Below are 15,747 nucleotides of genomic sequence, written 5' to 3' on the forward strand. Positions count from 1 at the left end.
GATGCAAAAACACTCTTTGATTGCAGTGGCGGTCGCGCTGCTCGCCACGGGTTGCACGCTGGCGCCGCACTACCAGCGGCCCGCCGCGCCCGTGACGGCGACTTTCCCGACGGGCGGCGTGTACGACCAGCAGCCGGGCGCGCAAGGCGCGCGCGGCGCGAACGGCCTGGCTGCCGGCGACATCGGCTGGCGCGACTTCTTCGTCGATCCGCGTCTGCAGCAGCTGATCGAAATCGCGCTGAAGAACAACCGTGATCTGCGTGTGTCGGTGCTGAACATGCAGGCGTCGGCGGCGCAGTACCGTATCGTGCGCGCGGGCCTGTTCCCGACGCTCGACGCCGCGGCTTCGCAAAGCCGGCAGCGCACGCCGCGCGATCTGCTGGCGTTGCCCAACGGCCCGACGATTAGCAACACGTATTCGGTGGGCTTGAACGCGTCGTGGGAAATCGACTTCTTCGGGCGCGTGCAGAGCCTGAAGGATCAGGCGTTGGCCACGTACCTCGGCACCGCGCAGGCGCGCAAGTCCGCGGAAATCGCGCTGGTGTCGCAGGTGGCGAACCAGTACATGACGGTGCTCGAACTGGACGATCTGCTGAAGGTCACGCAGAACACGCTGAAGACGGCGCAGGAGTCGTTTCGGATCACCAAGCTGCAGTTCGACAACGGCACCGGTTCGGAACTCGATCTGCGCCAGTCGCAAACGGTTGTCGAAACCGCGAGCGCGGACCTGCAGGCGCAGATGCGTTTGCGGGCTCAGGCTGACAACGCGCTGGTGCTGCTGATCGGCGAGCCGTTGCCGGCTGATCTTGCGCCAGGCCTGCCGCTGAGCGACCAGAGCCTGCTCACGGATATTCCGGCGGGCCTGCCGTCCGATCTGCTGACGCGCCGTCCCGACATCATGGAGGCCGAGGAAAATCTGCTCGCGGCCAACGCGAACATCGGCGCGGCGCGCGCCGCGTTCTTCCCGAAGGTCACGCTGACCGGCAGCGCCGGCACGCTGAGCCCGACGCTCGGCGGGCTGTTCAAGCCGGGTTCGGCGGCGTGGAGCTTCGCGCCGTCGATCACGCTGCCGATCTTCGAGGGCGGTCAGAACATGGCCAACCTCGATCTCGCCAACATCGAGAAGAACGTGCAGATCGCCACGTATGAAAAGGCGATCCAGACGGCCTTCCGTGAAGTGGCGGATGGACTGGCCGCGCGCGGCACGTACGACCAGCAGATCGCGGCGCTCGAGCGGGATGTCGCGGCCGAGCAGCGCCGGCTGGATCTGTCGACCCTCCGTTATACGAGCGGTGTCGACAGCTATCTTTCGGTGCTGACCGCGCAGACCTCGTTGTACGTGGCTCAGCAGGCGCTGGTCACCGCGCGCATGGAACGTCTGCAGAACCTGGTCACGCTGTACCAGGCGCTCGGCGGCGGCTGGATCGAGCACAACGGCGACCAGCCGCGTCCCGCCGACGCGCCGGTCGACTACGGTGCGGCGAGCGCACCGGTCGCGGCTTCGGCGGCGACGGCAGGCTAAGCGCTGCGGCTCGACGAACCGCTGAAGTAAAGCAAAAACGCCACGGCATGCCGTGGCGTTTTTGTTGATTCGCGGCGTTCGGTGCCGCTCGCCGCATCATCGCTGCATCAAAAGCTCAATGCAGATCCGCCGCCCGCAGCATCTCGTTGCTCTGCGGTGCGCCGCCCGCGCTGGCGTCGAGATCGTGCCCGGCGCGGCGAAGCTCGCTCTTCGCCATCTTCTCGCCCTTCACGCCGTTGAAGATCAGGTTCAGCGCGACCGCCGACACCGAGGCGAGCAGAATCCCGCTATGTAGCAGCGGCGACAACGCCGGCGGCAGTTGCGAGAAGAAGTGCGGCGAGACGACCGGCACGAGGCCGAGCCCGATGCTGACCGCGACGATGAAGAGGTTGTGCTGATTCCTCACGAAGTCGACGCGCGACAGCACCTTGATGCCATTCGCCGCGACCATGCCGAACATCACGATGCCCGCGCCGCCGAGCACGAACGCCGGCACCGACGCGACCACCTGCGCCATCTTCGGGAAGAGGCCGAGCAGCACGAGGATCACGCCGCCCATCGCGCAGACGAAGCGGCTCTTCACGCCGGTCACGCCGATCAACCCGACGTTCTGCGAGAACGACGTATGCGGGAACGAGTTGAAGATGCCACCGATCAGCGTGCCGAGACCGTCGACGCGCAAGCCACGCACCAGCGTTTTCTGATCGACCGGACGATCGACCATGTCGCCGACCGCGAGAAACATGCCGGTCGATTCGATGAACGTGACGAACATCACGGTGACCATCGTCGCGATCGACAGCGCATCGAAGTGTGGCAGACCGAAGTGGAACGGCATCACGAAGCCGACCCACGGCGCGTGCATGACGCCGTCCAGGTTGACGCGGCCGAGCATCAGCGCGATCGCGAAGCCCGCGACGATGCCGAGCAGCACCGAGATATTGGCGACGAACCCCCTGGCAAACTTGTTGATCAGCAGGATCAGCGTCAGCACGAGCAGCGCCAGGCCGAGATATATCGGATTGCCGTAGTCGGGATTGCCGACACCGCCGGCCGCCCAGTTGATGCCGACCTCCATCAGCGACAGGCCGATCACCGAAATCACGACGCCGATCACGACCGGCGGGAAGAACCGCAACAGCTTGCCGACCGCGGGCGCGAGCAGAATGCCGATCACGCCGGCCGCGATCGTCGAGCCGAAGATGTCGAGGATGCCGAGCGAAGGATTGGTGCCGATGGCGACCATCGGGCCGACGGCCGCGAATGTGCAGCCCATGATGACCGGCAGGCGGATGCCGAAGATCCACAGTCCGAGCGTCTGGATCAGCGTGGCGATGCCGCAGGAAAACAGATCGGCGCTGATCAGGAAGGCGACCTGGTCTTTAGGCAGCTTCAGCGCCGCGCCGATGATCAGCGGCACCGCGACCGCGCCAGCGTACATGACCAGCACGTGCTGGATGCCGAGAGTGAGCAACTGGCCCGCCGGTAGGCGCTCGTCGCACGGGTGAACCGTGTTCGCTTGCATATCGTCTGTCTCCACCATCTCGTTTTGGGATGACTCCAAGGTATCGGGGACGAAAAGTCGCAACAAGACCATACGTGGCTATTCCGGCATTCCCGGCGGCGATATGCAGAGACCTGTTTTGAAAGGCAAATTAAAGCCACGCGTGGGACGGATCGGCCGTCGGACGCCAGAGAACCCTGTGCAGTGGGGGCCGCGGGCGGTGCATGGCGTGCGCGGCGCGGGTTCGTCGCGCGAGGGGATATGTGTGAGAATCAATGACGTATATCACGCTTCACGCATAGTCCTGTTTTGATGACGCTCGCAGCACGGCGGGGTTAACCCGCGAATGGTTTTTTTTCGCGTGTTTTCCGAGCTGTTTGTTCAACGTTCGCGGCGTCTGTGCAGCTTCGCCTTTGAGCTTCGCTTTCCCACTTCGTCGCCAGTCTCGCTGGCTCCTTCGTCACCTCGTTTCAACGTCCCTGCGCTCATGAGTTTTCTCGGCATCGACCTCGGCACCGGCTCCCTGAAAGCGGCAATCGTCGACGAACATGGACGCGAGCAGGCGGTATCGAGCGTCGCTTATGCGCTCGTTACGCCGCACGCGGGTTGGGCCGAAATCGACGTCGAGACCTGGTGGAACGCGCTCGTCCATGCAATGGCGGGCCTGCCGCGCGAGCTGCGTGACGGCGTGCGCGCGATTGGCTTCTCTGGTCAGATGCACGGCGTCGTGCTGCTCGATGCAAACGGCGCAGCGGTGCGGCGCGCCATGCTGTGGCCCGACTCGCGCGCGCTCGCCATGCTCGACGCGTGGCCCGAGCCGCAACCGAATCCGGTCGCGCCCGGCATGGCCGGACCGCTGCTGCGCTGGTTCGTGCTGCAAGAACCGGATGCCGCGCGCCGCACGCGCTGGGCGCTGCAGCCGAAGGACTGGCTGCGCGTCGCGCTCGGCGGCGCGTGCATGACCGATGCGTCCGACGCATGCGCGACCGCGCTCGCCGATCCCGCCGGCGCGTGGGACACGGCGCTGCTGCAACGCCTCGAGATTCCGTCTGAGTGGTTCGCGCCTGTGGCGCTGTCGTATGCGGCGGCGGGCGCGCTGTCGCCGCAGGCCGCGCAGGCACTTGGCTTACGGGCCGGTATCGTGCTCGCAACCGGCGCCGCGGATACGCCGTGCGCGGCGCTCGGCAGCGGACTCGTGCGTGACGGCGACGCGCTGCTGACGACCGGCACCGGCGGACAGATCGTCGTGCTCGCGAACGACGAGCCTGCGCCGCTGAAGGGCTTGCATCGCTATCGCGCGGCGAGCGATCACTGGTATCGGATGGCGGCGATGCAGAACGTCGGCATCGCGCTGGAGCGGGTGCGCGGGTGGCTGTCGTTTCGGTGGGCGGAGGCTTACCGAGAGGCATTTGACGATGCGGCTGATGCAAGCGCTCATGCCGCCGCCGATGCGGCGTCGACGCTGAGCTTCCTGCCGTACCTGACGGGCGAGCGCACACCGTGGCTGAACCCGCAGGCGCGCGGCGGCTGGCTCGGTTTGTCGCTCGAGCATACGCGCGGCGCGATGATGCGTGCCGCGTTCGAGGGCGTCGCGTTCTCGTTGCGCGCGGGGCTCGACGCGATTCGCGCGAGCGGCGCGCCGGTGACGGCGCTCAAGCTCGCGGGCGGCGGCTCCGTCGATGCGCGCTGGCGACAACTGCTCGCCGATGCGCTCGACGTCGACCTGCATGCGGTCGATTGCCCGAACGCGGCGCCGCGCGGCGCGGCGATCCTCGGCGGCCTCGCGTGCGGCCACTGGCAGACGCGCGATCTCGCCGCGCTCGCGCCGGGCGCGACGCGCGTCGCGGGTCCACGAGGCGATGCGGCGCTTGCTGAACGCTATGCGCGCTTCGTCGATCTGTATGGCCGGGTCGAGCCGTGGTTCGGTGGTCGCGCGCCGGGCGAAGCGAAGTGACAGCGACGGCGTTGAACACGGTGCCGAGCGCAGCCATCGGCGAGGCAACCTTCACGCACTATGCAATACCATGACGCTTTTCGCGCGCCACCTAGTCGCCGGCACGCGATGCCATTTCGCATTCACGCACTCACGGACTCACGCACTCACGGACTCACAGGAGCATTGACGATGAAGACCAAAGCAGCAATCGCATGGAAAGCCGGCGCCCCGTTGACGATCGAGGAAGTCGATCTCGAAGGTCCGCGCGCCGGTGAAGTCCTGATCGAAGTGAAGGCGACGGGCATCTGCCACACCGACTACTACACGCTGTCGGGCGCCGATCCCGAAGGCATCTTCCCGGCGATTCTCGGCCACGAAGGCGCGGGCGTGATCGTCGATGTCGGGCCGGGCGTCGGCACGCTGAAGAAGGGCGATCACGTGATTCCGCTCTACACGCCCGAATGCCGTCAGTGCAAGTTCTGCCTGTCGCGCAAAACGAATCTCTGCCAGGCGATCCGCGCGACGCAGGGCAAAGGCCTGATGCCCGACGCGACCTCGCGCTTCTCGCTCGATGGCAAGCCGCTGTTCCACTACATGGGCACGTCGACGTTCTCGAACTACATCGTCGTGCCGGAGATCGCGGTCGCGAAGGTGCGTGAAGACGCGCCGTTCGACAAGATCTGCTACATCGGCTGCGGCGTGACGACCGGCGTCGGCGCGGTCGTGTATTCGGCGAAGGTCGAGGCGGGTGCGAACGTGGTGGTGTTCGGGCTCGGCGGTATCGGGCTGAACGTGATTCAAGGCGCGAAGATGGTCGGCGCGGACAAGATCATCGGTGTCGATCTCAACCCGGGCCGCGTCGAACTCGCGAAGAAGTTCGGCATGACGCACTTCATCAACCCGAACGAAGTCGAGAACGTCGTCGATCACATCGTGCAGTTGACCGACGGCGGCGCCGACTACTCGTTCGAATGCATCGGCAACGTGAAGGTGATGCGCCAGGCGCTCGAATGCACGCACAAGGGTTGGGGGCAGTCGTTCATCATCGGCGTCGCGGCGGCGGGCGAGGAGATCAGCACGCGGCCGTTCCAGCTGGTGACGGGCCGCGAGTGGAAGGGCTCGGCATTCGGCGGCGCGCGAGGCCGCACCGACGTGCCGAAGATCGTCGACTGGTACATGGAAGGCAAGATCAATATCGACGATCTGATTACGCACCGTCTGCCGCTCGAGCGCATCAACGAGGGCTTCGACCTGATGAAGAAGGGCGAGTCGATCCGCTCGGTCGTGCTCTACTAAGCGAGGAGCGTCGCGATGCTCGAACTACTATCGTCGCACGCCTGCCACGGCGGCGAGCAGCGCTTTTACCGGCACGAGTCGCGCACCATCGGTCTGCCGATGCGCTTCTCGGTCTATCTGCCGCCGCAGGCGTTGCGGGGCAATGCGAAGGTGCCCGCGCTGTTCTACCTCGCGGGGCTGACCTGCACAGAAGAGACGTTCGCGATCAAGGCCGGCGCGCAGCGCTTCGCGGCCCGGCACGGCATCGCGCTGATCGCGCCGGATACGAGCCCTCGCGGCGCGGGCGTGCCAGGCGAGAGCGATGCGTGGGACTTCGGCGTCGGCGCGGGCTTTTATGTCGACGCGACCGCGGAGCCGTGGGCGCGGAACTACCGCATGTACTCGTACGTGCGCGACGAGCTGCGCGAAACGGCGCTTGCGAACCTGCCGATCGATGGCGCGCGTCTCGGCATCTTCGGTCATTCGATGGGCGGGCACGGCGCGCTGATGCTCGCGCTGCGCAATCCGGACATTTATCGGTCGGTGTCGGCGTTCGCGCCGATCGCGGCGCCGATGCGTTGTCCCTGGGGCGAGAAGGCGTTTAGCGGTTATCTCGGCGAGAACCGTGAAGCGTGGAAGCAGTACGACGCGAGCGAGCTGGTTTCGCACGCGACGCACAAGTTCGCGGAAGGGATTCTCGTCGATCAGGGGCTCGCGGATCAGTTCCTGCCCAGGCAGCTCAATCCCGACGTGTTCGAAGCGGCGTGCAAGGCCGCGGGTCAGCCACTGACGTTGCGCCGGCATGCGGGTTACGACCACGGCTACTACTTCATCTCGACGTTCGTCGAGGATCATCTCGCGCATCACGCGAAGGCGTTGCTCGGCTGAACAACGTTGTAAAACGCGGGGCAAAAAAAACGGCGGCACTTCATGTGCCGCCGTTTTTTCATTTGATCGGCGTAAGCGCCGCTCAATGCCGCTTCAACAGACTCCCGCCATACACCACCGCCGACAACGCGGTGATCCAGAAGCTCGTCGGGCAATCGGTATAGAACGCGAGCGTCAGCCCGAGCCACGCCTGCGCGAGCGCGAACACGGCCGCGAGCACGAGACCCGTCGACAGCCGCGTGCTCAGGTTCTGCGCGGCGGCGGCCGGCCCCACCATCAGCGTGAACACGAGCAGCACGCCGACGATCTGCGTGCAAGCGGCGACGGCCAGCGCGGCGATCGCGAGAAACAGCACCGACACGCGGCGCAGCGACACGCCCTTCGCTTCGGCCAGTTCCGGTTGCAGCGACGCGAACAGCAGCGGCCGCATGATGGCCGCGAGCGCGGCCAGACTGACGACGCCCAACGCCGCGAGCACACCGAGCGTCGCTGCATTGACGCCTAGCACGTTGCCGAACAGCAGCGCCGTCACCTGCGTCGCGTAGGCGGTGAAGAAATGCAGAAACAGCAGCCCAAAGCCGAGCGACAAGGAAAGGATTACGCCGATCGCGACGTCGCGGCCGGCGAGCCGCTCGCCGAGCGCGCCCATGCCCACACCGGCCGCGAGCGTGAAGCCGATCATCCCCCAGATAGGCGGGATGCCGATCAGCACCGCGCCGGTCGCGCCGGTGAAGCCGACGTGCGACAGCGCGTGGCCCGCGAACGTCTGTCCGCGCATCACGAGAAAATAGCCGACCACGCCGGCCAGCACCGCGACGATCCCCGAGGCCGCGAATGCGTTCACCATGAAATCGTATTCAAACATCGTGCGTGTGTCCGTCGCGTGAGTCGTGCGGGTCTGGGTGACTGTGTGAGTGGCTGTGCGAATGCGTATGTCCGCCGTCCTCGTCGTGTTCGTGCCCGTGATCGTGCTTCTCGACTTCGACGCCGCCCGACATCACGAAGATGCGGCCGTTCACGCGCATCACGTCGATCGGCGAACCGTACAGACGCGACAGCACCGGCCGCGTGATCACTTCGTCGACGGTGCCGAGCGCCGCGACGCCGCTGCCGAGATACAGCACGCGATCGATCGAGTTCAGCAGCGGATTGAGTTCGTGCGCGGAGAACAGCACCGCGATGCCGAGCTCCTGCTGCACGCGCCGCACCAGTTCGACGACGCTCTTCTGGTGATGCGGATCGAGACTGATCAACGGTTCATCGAGCAGCAGCAGTTTCGGATTGCCGAGCAGGCATTGCGCGAGCAGGAGCCGCTGCCGTTCGCCGCCCGACAACTCCGACAGTGGCCGCTTCGACAGAGTCGTCCCGCCGACGAGCTCGAGCACCCGATCGACGTCCGCGCGCGTTTTTGCATCCGCATGCGGCAAGCCCCAGCGATGACCATCGGCTGCCATCGCGACCAGATCGCGGCCGCGCACGCGACGGCCGGCGAGCGCGCTGCGCGTCTGCGGCATATAGCCGATCGACGCGTTGCCGCGCTCGACCGTCTGCCCGAGCACGCGGATCGCGCCGCCCACGGCCGGCACGAGGCCGAGCACCGCGCGCATCAGCGTCGTCTTGCCCGCGCCGTTGGGCCCGAGTACGCCGATGAACTCGCCCTGGTTCACGACGAAGCTGGTGTCGCGCAGGATCGTGCGGCCGCCCAGATCGAGCGTCACGTTGTCGAGTTCGAGCACGGGCCGGTCGCCGCGCGCGGTGGGTGCGCCTGATTGCGCACCTGCTGGCGTTTGATGGCCAGTCGGAATCATGGAGCCTTGCCTTTCGCGCTCGCGCTGGTCGCGCCGATCGCGCCGTTCGTGTCACCCGCCGCGAGCGCTTTCTGCAACGCATCGAGCTGCGTCAGCATCCACGTCTGATAGGTCTTGCCGGCCGGCAGGGTTTCGGTGACGCTCATCGTCGGTACCTTCGATTGTTGCGCGAGCTTCAGCATGCGTTTGGTCAGCGCCTCGGTGGCCTGGCTGTTATAGATCAGCACGCGCACGCGCCGCTCGCGCAGATCGCGTTCGAACGCGGCGATATCGGCCGCGCTCGCTTCGGTGTCGTTCATCGTGGCGAGCTGGAAGCGCTGGTTGCGCATGGCGAGGCCAATCGCGTCAGACATATAGCCGAACACCGGCTCCGTCGCCGTGACCGGCAAGCCCGCATAGCGGCCGTGCAGCTCGGCGACCTTCGCGTCGATCGGCTTCAGCGAATCGAGAAACTTCGCGAGGTTCGCATCGTACGCCGGCTTGTGCGCCGGGTCAGCAGCGCTGAGTGCGTCGCAGACCGCGCGCGCGACTTTCGGCATCGTCGCCGGGTCGTACCACAGGTGCGGATTGTCGCCGCCTTTTTTGCCGACGAGGTCGGCCGCGATGATCACCGTGCGATGCGCGCCTTTCGACGCGGCCAGCAGCTTCACCATCCACGGATCGTAGTCGGCGCCGTTGTAGACGACGAGGCTCGCATGCTGCAACGCGCGCGCGGTGGCCGGGCTCGCTTCGAACAGATGCGGGTCCTGGTCCGGGTTGCTGAGGATGCTGGTCACGTCGACGCGATCGCCGCCGAGTTGCCGGACCACGTCGCCATAAAAGTTCTCCGCGGCGACGACCGGAATTTTCGCGTCGGCGGCGAACGCGTTGTGGCCGAAGCCGAGCGCCGCGATCGCGAGCAGGCAGGTGCACAGATGGGTGCGCACAGACGTCGAACGCTTCAGCGCGCGGTGCGCTCTGGACAACATCGAACCGATTGTTTTCATCGTTGTTTCCTGCTGGGTGAGAGTTGAATCAGCCACTCGCGGTGGCAAGGCCAAATACGGGGTGGCACGGGGTGGCGCTTAGCGCGGCGCCGCGCATCTGATCACGACGAATTGCCTGCTGCGCCGCCGGCGCCGTCAGGCTTCGCCGCTCGCGCACATGGCCCGCACAGTCCACTTAGCTCGATCACCTGACGATGCTCCTCGAAGCCATGCGCGGGTGCGCTGTGCGACAGGCGGTCGGCGAGCTCGTCGCCGGGAATCTCGACGGTCGCGCCGCAACCGTCGCACATCAGGAACTGGCTGCGATGCGGCACGCCGATTTCGCAGCAGGCGACGAACGCGTTCTTCGATTCGATCCGGTGCACGAAGCCGTGCGCGACGAGGAAGTCGAGCGCGCGATAGACGGTGGTCGGCGGCATGCGACCGCGCTCGGGGGCGAGCGCGTCGAGCAACTCGTACGCGCCGACCGGCCGCTCGCTCGCGACGATCGCCGCGTACACCTGGCGGCGCAGCGGCGTCAGCGCGAGCCCCTGCGCCGCGGCGTGCGCGTCCGCATGCGCGAGCCGCATGGCGTGCTGTTCGGCGAGCGAGGTAGTCATCGGCGTGAATCTCCTGACATGGCGGCCCCCGAGCGGGCTGCAAGGTCGAAATGATATAACGTAGCGCGATTTTTTGTCAGCGGTGCGAATCTTTGCACGGCGGCACGCAGCGAACGCGTCGTGGCGACCCATGGCGCAATGGGCTTGCTCCTGCCGCGCTGCACCATCGAAATTCGTCCGCGTGCCTTGACATGATCCGGTCCGTATCCGATCATTCGATCACCAGCCGAGCAATTGTTCGCGTGACGAGCGTTCGCTCACCGCGCGCCAAAATGTAAAAACGAAGCGGAGACAGGCAGTGGCACGATTGCAGGACAAAGTCGCCATTCTGACGGGCGCGGCCAGCGGTATCGGTGAAGCGGTAGCCCTGCGCTATCTCGACGAGGGCGCGCGCTGCGTGCTGGTCGACGTGAAGCCGACCGACAGCATCGGCGGCGCGCTGCGCGGCATCTACGGCGAGCGCGTGTTGAGCGTCAGCGCCGACGTCCGGCGCCGCGAGGACATCGAGCGCATCGTCACGAGCACGCTCGGCTGCTTCGGCCAGATCGACATCCTGTTCAATAATGCGGCGCTGTTCGACATGCGTCCGCTCCTCGACGAATCCTGGGACGTGTTCGACCGCCTGTTCGCGGTCAACGTGAAGGGCATGTTCTTCCTGATGCAGGCGGTCGCGCGGCAGATGGTCGAGCAGGGCCGCGGCGGCAAGATCATCAATATGTCGTCGCAGGCCGGGCGGCGCGGCGAGGCGCTCGTGTCGCACTACTGCGCGACCAAGGCGGCGGTGTTGAGCTATACGCAGTCCGCGGCGCTCGCGCTCGCGCCGCATAAGATCAATGTGAACGGCATCGCGCCGGGCGTCGTCGACACGCCGATGTGGAACGAGGTCGACGCGCTGTTCGCGCGCTACGAGAACCGGCCGCTCGGCGAGAAGAAGCGCCTCGTCGGCGAGGCCGTGCCGCTCGGCCGCATGGGCGTGCCCGACGACCTGACCGGCGCCGCGCTGTTCCTCGCGTCGGCCGATGCCGACTACATCACCGCGCAGACGCTGAACGTCGACGGCGGCAACTGGATGAGCTGAATAAAGAGCAGGGAGCGGGCACGTTGACTGCTCTGAGCGGCGCGTCATTCCGTCAAACGAACGCAGCATCACATAACGTACGAGAAAGGAGACAACGATGAAACCAGCTTTCAAATTCGCGCTGAAGGCGGCCGGTGCCGGCGCTGCCACCTGCTTCGCGCTGAGCGCATCGGCGGCGACGGTGACGATCGCGACGCTGAACAATCCGGACATGATCGAGTTGAAGAAGCTGTCGCCCGCGTTCGAAAAAGCGAATCCGGACATCAAGCTGAACTGGGTGATCCTCGAGGAAAACGTGCTGCGTCAGCGCGCGACGACCGACATCACGACCGGCAGCGGCCAGTTCGACGTAATGACGATCGGCGCGTATGAAACCCCGCAATGGGGCAAGCGCGGCTGGCTCGCGCCGATCACCAACCTGCCGGCGAGCTATGACCTCAACGACGTCGTGAAGACGGCCCGCGACGGCCTGTCCGCGAACGGCCAGCTGTACGCGCTGCCGTTCTACGTCGAAAGCTCGATGACCTATTACCGCAAGGATCTGTTCGACAAGGCCGGTCTGAAGATGCCCGACCAGCCGACCTACGACCAGATCGCCCAATTCGCCGACAAGCTCACCGACAAGTCCAAGGAGCAATACGGCATCTGCCTGCGCGGCAAGGCGGGCTGGGGCGAGAACATGGCGTACGCCACGACGGTCGTGAACACCTTCGGCGGCCGCTGGTTCGACGAGAAGTGGCACGCGCAGCTGACGTCGCCGGAATGGAAGAAGGCGATAACGTTCTACGTCGATCTGCTGAGGAAGGACGGTCCTCCGGGAGCGAGCTCGAACGGCTTCAACGAAAACCTGACGCTGATGTCGTCGGGCAAGTGCGCGATGTGGATCGACGCGACGGTCGCGGCCGGCATGCTGTACAACAAGCAGCAGTCGCAGATCGCCGACAAGGTCGGCTTCGCGGCCGCGCCGATCGAGGTCACGCCGAAGGGCTCGCACTGGCTGTGGGCGTGGGCGCTCGCGATTCCGAAGTCGTCGAAGCAGCAAGATGCGGCGAAGAAGTTCATCGAGTGGTCGACCTCGAAGGAGTACATTGAAATGGTCGCGAAGGATGAGGGCTGGGCCTCGGTGCCGCCGGGCACGCGCGAGTCCACCTACGCGCGCCCCGAGTACAAGCAGGCCGCGCCGTTCGGCGACTTCGTGCTAAAGGCGATCCAGACCGCCGACCCGGATCATCCGACCTTGAAGCCGGTCCCGTACACGGGTGTGCAGTTCGTCGGAATTCCCGAATTCCAGTCGTTCGGCACGGTGGTCGGGCAGAGCATCTCCGGCGCGATCGCCGGTCAGATGACGGTCGACCAGGCACTCGAGGCCGGCAACGCGGCCGCGAATCGCGCGGTCAAGCAGGCGGGTTATCAGAAGTAACCCGGCAGGCCCGCCGCATCGACCGATGCGGCTCATGCAGCGGGGCGGCCGTTCGTCTGCGCCCGATGCGATGCGGCGCGTGTCGTGCGCCATTCAGGCACGGCACGCCGCGTCGCACATACGCGGCTCCGGCGAACGCTCCGCGCGTTACCGAACAGGTGGTCCATCATGCGTCCTTTGCGCCTACCTCTGATGCAAACCCATCCCCAGACAGAAAAAGAACGCGAGGAGCGTAAGGCCAATTCGGCCCGCTGGCTCGTGGCGCCGTCGGTCGGCGTGCTCGTGCTGTGGATGGTCATTCCGCTCGCGATGACGATCTGGTTCTCGTTCTCGCACTACAACCTGCTCAATCCCGATCTGCGCGGCTTCGCAGGTCTCGACAACTACCGCTATCTCGCGACCGATCCGTCGTTCGGTCCGTCGATCGCGCATACGATCGAGCTGATCGTATGGGTGCTCGTGATCACCGTGGGCGGCGGCGTGCTGATGGCGATCCTGTTCGACCGCAAGTTCTACGGGCAGGGTGTGGCCCGCCTGCTCGCGATCGGCCCGTTCTTCGTGATGCCGACGGTCAGTGCGCTGATCTGGAAGAACATGATCCTGCACCCGGTGTACGGGCTCGTCGCGCAGGGCATGCGCGCGCTCGGCATGCAGCCGATCGACTGGTTCGCCGACTATCCGCTCACCGCGGTGATCATGATCGTCGCGTGGCAGTGGCTGCCGTTCGCGTTCCTGATCCTGTTCACGTCGATCCAGTCGCTCGATCAGGAGCAGAAGGAAGCCGCGAAGATCGACGGCGCCGGTCCGTTCTCGATGTTCTTCTACATCACGCTGCCGCACCTGCGACGTGCGATCGCGGTCGTCGTGATGATGGAGACGATTTTCCTGCTGTCGATCTTCGCCGAGATCTATACGACCACGGGCGGCGGTCCGGGCAACGCGACCACCACCCTGTCGTACCTGATCTTTGCGCTGGGCCTGCAACAGTTCGACGTCGGTCTCGCCTCGGCGGGCGGTATTCTCGCGGTCGTGCTGGCCAATATCGTGTCGATCTTCCTCGTGCGGATGCTCGCGAAGAACCTGAAAGGGGAGTACGAAAAATGAGCCACGTTGCCTCCACTACGGCATCGACGACGCAGCCGGTCGCGGTGCCGACCAAATCGCCGTTCGACACGATTCGTCGCGGCATTCCCGGCGTGATCGCGTGGCTCGTCGCGCTGCTGCTGTTCTTCCCGATCTTCTGGATGACGATCACCGCGTTCAAGACCGAGCAGCAGGCCTATGCGTCGTCGCTGTTTTTCGTGCCGACGCTCGACAGCTTCCGCGAGGTGTTCGCGCGCAGCAATTACTTCGCGTTCGCGTGGAACTCGATACTGATCTCGGTCGGCGTCACACTGCTGTGCCTGATCCTCGCGGTGCCGTGCGCGTACGCGATGGCGTTCTTCCCGACGCGCCGCACGCAGAAGGTGCTGCTATGGATGCTGTCGACGAAGATGATGCCGTCGGTCGGCGTGCTGGTGCCGATCTATCTGCTGTGGAAAAACACCGGCCTTCTGGATACCGTGTCGGGCCTGATCATTGTCTACACGCTGATCAATCTGCCGATCGCGGTCTGGATGGCGTTCACCTACTTCGCCGAGATTCCGCGCGACATTCTCGAAGCCGGGCGCATCGACGGCGCGGCGACGTGGCAGGAGATCGTCTATCTGCTGATGCCGATGGCGCTGCCCGGGCTCGCGTCGACCGCGCTGCTGCTCGTGATCCTGTCGTGGAACGAGGCGTTCTGGAGCATCAACCTGTCGAGCTCGAACGCGGCGCCGCTGACCGTGTTCATCGCGTCGTATTCGAGTCCTGAAGGTTTGTTCTGGGCCAAGTTGTCGGCCGCTTCGTTGCTGGCGGTCGCGCCGATTCTGATCGTCGGCTGGCTGTCGCAGAAGCAGTTGGTGCGCGGGCTCACGTTCGGGGCCGTCAAATGACGGCTGGCCCGGGCATCGTGCGCTATGCGTTGATCTGCGATTGCGACGGCGTGCTGATCGACAGCGAAGCGGTGGCCGCGCGCATGCTGGTGCGCGAACTCGAGGCGCGCTGGCCCGGCATCGATGCCGCGCCGGTCGTGCTGCCGCTGCTCGGGCTGCGCATCGAGCGCGTGTTGCAGGACACCGCGACTCAGCTCGGCAAACAACTCGGCGCCGACGATATCGATGCGATCCGCCGCGCGGTCGAAGCGGCGGCGATCGAGGCGCCCGCCGTCGACGGCATCGAGATGGCGCTGACCCAGGTGCCGCTCGTCAAAGGCTGCGCGAGCAATAGCTTCCGGCCCTACGTCGAGACGGTGCTGGCGCGCACGGGCCTGAAGCGTTTCTTCGGCGAGCGGCTGTTCTGCGCCGACGCGGTGCCGAATCCGAAGCCCGCGCCGGACGTGTATCTGGCGGCGGCGCAAGGCTTCGGGCTCGCGCCGGGTGCGTGCCTCGTCGTCGAGGACAGCGTGACCGGCGTCACGGCGGCGGCCACGGCGGGCATGGCGGTGCTGGGGTTTATCGGCGGCGGTCATGCGAGCGATGCGCAGATCGATCGATTGCACGCGGCGGGCGCGCGTCATGTGTTCGAGGACATGCGGCAGTTGCCCGACCTCGTCGCGCAATGGACGCTCTCCGCGACGGCCGCGGCGCCATGAGCGCACGAATGCACGCGACGTGACACGGCATCAGGTAGCAGCATGAAGTAATGAGCA

The 15,747-nt window shown here is 65.7% G+C and carries 14 protein-coding genes; 9 read left to right on the forward strand and 5 right to left on the reverse strand.

What is annotated here, in order from left to right; translation table 11 throughout:
• Nucleotide 1 precedes the first annotated feature (1 nt).
• Entirely contained in the window at nucleotides 2-1,522 is a 1,521-nt protein-coding gene (locus OKW39_RS15425; protein ID WP_429363049.1) for an efflux transporter outer membrane subunit, read from the forward strand.
• A gap of 115 nt (nucleotides 1,523-1,637) precedes the next feature.
• On the opposite strand, the gene OKW39_RS15430 is transcribed toward OKW39_RS15425, so the two are convergent.
• Nucleotides 1,638-3,047 carry a nucleobase:cation symporter-2 family protein gene (locus OKW39_RS15430; RefSeq protein ID WP_090805449.1) on the reverse strand — a complete coding sequence of 470 codons (1,410 nt, stop codon included), beginning with the start codon at nucleotides 3,045-3,047 and terminating at the stop codon, nucleotides 1,638-1,640.
• 466 nt (nucleotides 3,048-3,513) lie between these two features.
• On the opposite strand from OKW39_RS15430, the gene OKW39_RS15435 reads away from it, so the two are divergent.
• From OKW39_RS15435 to fghA, 3 genes are all read left to right on the forward strand, one after another.
• Nucleotides 3,514-4,980, forward strand: coding sequence for a xylulokinase (locus OKW39_RS15435; RefSeq protein WP_429562965.1), 1,467 nt, complete (start codon nucleotides 3,514-3,516; stop codon nucleotides 4,978-4,980).
• A 171-nt stretch (nucleotides 4,981-5,151) separates the two neighbouring features.
• Nucleotides 5,152-6,258: an S-(hydroxymethyl)glutathione dehydrogenase/class III alcohol dehydrogenase gene (locus OKW39_RS15440; RefSeq protein WP_429469768.1), complete on the forward strand. Its 1,107-nt coding sequence runs from the start codon at nucleotides 5,152-5,154 to the stop codon at nucleotides 6,256-6,258.
• A gap of 15 nt (nucleotides 6,259-6,273) precedes the next feature.
• Complete coding sequence (fghA, locus tag OKW39_RS15445) at nucleotides 6,274-7,125, forward strand: S-formylglutathione hydrolase (protein WP_429562966.1); 852 nt, start codon at nucleotides 6,274-6,276, stop codon at nucleotides 7,123-7,125.
• A gap of 82 nt (nucleotides 7,126-7,207) precedes the next feature.
• On the opposite strand, the gene OKW39_RS15450 is transcribed toward fghA, so the two are convergent.
• The 4 genes from OKW39_RS15450 to OKW39_RS15465 all read right to left on the reverse strand — a co-directional run bounded on the left by OKW39_RS15450 (nucleotide 7,208) and on the right by OKW39_RS15465 (nucleotide 10,518).
• The gene (locus OKW39_RS15450) at nucleotides 7,208-7,990 is read right to left on the reverse strand and encodes a metal ABC transporter permease (RefSeq protein WP_429363053.1); all 783 of its coding nucleotides are present in this window, start codon (nucleotides 7,988-7,990) and stop codon (nucleotides 7,208-7,210) included.
• Nucleotides 7,983-8,933 carry an ABC transporter ATP-binding protein gene (locus OKW39_RS15455; RefSeq protein ID WP_429562967.1) on the reverse strand — a complete coding sequence of 317 codons (951 nt, stop codon included), beginning with the start codon at nucleotides 8,931-8,933 and terminating at the stop codon, nucleotides 7,983-7,985. The genes OKW39_RS15450 and OKW39_RS15455 overlap by 8 nt, the downstream gene beginning before the upstream one ends.
• Entirely contained in the window at nucleotides 8,930-9,919 is a 990-nt protein-coding gene (locus tag OKW39_RS15460) for a metal ABC transporter solute-binding protein (RefSeq protein WP_090801689.1), read from the reverse strand. Before OKW39_RS15460 ends, OKW39_RS15455 begins: the two co-directional genes overlap by 4 nt.
• A 101-nt stretch (nucleotides 9,920-10,020) precedes the next feature.
• A complete protein-coding gene (locus tag OKW39_RS15465; protein WP_429562968.1) occupies nucleotides 10,021-10,518 on the reverse strand; it encodes a Fur family transcriptional regulator in 498 nt (165 codons plus the stop codon).
• A 298-nt stretch (nucleotides 10,519-10,816) separates the two neighbouring features.
• On the opposite strand from OKW39_RS15465, the gene OKW39_RS15470 reads away from it, so the two are divergent.
• From OKW39_RS15470 to OKW39_RS15490, 5 genes are all read left to right on the forward strand, one after another.
• Complete coding sequence (locus OKW39_RS15470) at nucleotides 10,817-11,596, forward strand: L-iditol 2-dehydrogenase (protein WP_090801685.1); 780 nt, start codon at nucleotides 10,817-10,819, stop codon at nucleotides 11,594-11,596.
• Nucleotides 11,597-11,693: 97 nt separating this feature from the next.
• Nucleotides 11,694-13,016: an ABC transporter substrate-binding protein gene (locus OKW39_RS15475; RefSeq protein WP_090801684.1), complete on the forward strand. Its 1,323-nt coding sequence runs from the start codon at nucleotides 11,694-11,696 to the stop codon at nucleotides 13,014-13,016.
• A 168-nt stretch (nucleotides 13,017-13,184) separates the two neighbouring features.
• Entirely contained in the window at nucleotides 13,185-14,120 is a 936-nt protein-coding gene (locus OKW39_RS15480; RefSeq protein ID WP_090801682.1) for a carbohydrate ABC transporter permease, read from the forward strand.
• The gene (locus OKW39_RS15485) at nucleotides 14,117-14,992 is read left to right on the forward strand and encodes a carbohydrate ABC transporter permease (RefSeq protein ID WP_090801681.1); all 876 of its coding nucleotides are present in this window, start codon (nucleotides 14,117-14,119) and stop codon (nucleotides 14,990-14,992) included. The genes OKW39_RS15480 and OKW39_RS15485 overlap by 4 nt, the downstream gene beginning before the upstream one ends.
• Nucleotides 14,989-15,690 carry an HAD family hydrolase gene (locus tag OKW39_RS15490; RefSeq protein ID WP_187609898.1) on the forward strand — a complete coding sequence of 234 codons (702 nt, stop codon included), beginning with the start codon at nucleotides 14,989-14,991 and terminating at the stop codon, nucleotides 15,688-15,690. Before OKW39_RS15485 ends, OKW39_RS15490 begins: the two co-directional genes overlap by 4 nt.
• Nucleotides 15,691-15,747: the final 57 nt, after the last annotated feature.

It is taken from the genome of Paraburkholderia sp. MM6662-R1, assembly GCF_050436245.1.
Lineage (GTDB): Bacteria > Pseudomonadota > Gammaproteobacteria > Burkholderiales > Burkholderiaceae > Paraburkholderia > Paraburkholderia tuberum.

Bases quoted from the DNA above. Each gene is read 5' to 3' on its own strand.
- OKW39_RS15425 (WP_429363049.1), top strand. From the start codon at position 2: ATGCAAAAACACTCTTTGATTGCAGTGGCGGTCGCGCTGCTCGCCACG.
- OKW39_RS15430 (WP_090805449.1), bottom strand. From the start codon at position 3,047: ATGCAAGCGAACACGGTTCACCCGTGCGACGAGCGCCTACCGGCGGGC.
- OKW39_RS15435 (WP_429562965.1), top strand. From the start codon at position 3,514: ATGAGTTTTCTCGGCATCGACCTCGGCACCGGCTCCCTGAAAGCGGCA.
- OKW39_RS15440 (WP_429469768.1), top strand. From the start codon at position 5,152: ATGAAGACCAAAGCAGCAATCGCATGGAAAGCCGGCGCCCCGTTGACG.
- fghA (WP_429562966.1), top strand. From the start codon at position 6,274: ATGCTCGAACTACTATCGTCGCACGCCTGCCACGGCGGCGAGCAGCGC.
- OKW39_RS15450 (WP_429363053.1), bottom strand. From the start codon at position 7,990: ATGTTTGAATACGATTTCATGGTGAACGCATTCGCGGCCTCGGGGATC.
- OKW39_RS15455 (WP_429562967.1), bottom strand. From the start codon at position 8,933: ATGATTCCGACTGGCCATCAAACGCCAGCAGGTGCGCAATCAGGCGCA.
- OKW39_RS15460 (WP_090801689.1), bottom strand. From the start codon at position 9,919: ATGAAAACAATCGGTTCGATGTTGTCCAGAGCGCACCGCGCGCTGAAG.
- OKW39_RS15465 (WP_429562968.1), bottom strand. From the start codon at position 10,518: ATGACTACCTCGCTCGCCGAACAGCACGCCATGCGGCTCGCGCATGCG.
- OKW39_RS15475 (WP_090801684.1), top strand. From the start codon at position 11,694: ATGAAACCAGCTTTCAAATTCGCGCTGAAGGCGGCCGGTGCCGGCGCT.
- OKW39_RS15480 (WP_090801682.1), top strand. From the start codon at position 13,185: ATGCGTCCTTTGCGCCTACCTCTGATGCAAACCCATCCCCAGACAGAA.
- OKW39_RS15485 (WP_090801681.1), top strand. From the start codon at position 14,117: ATGAGCCACGTTGCCTCCACTACGGCATCGACGACGCAGCCGGTCGCG.
- OKW39_RS15490 (WP_187609898.1), top strand. From the start codon at position 14,989: ATGACGGCTGGCCCGGGCATCGTGCGCTATGCGTTGATCTGCGATTGC.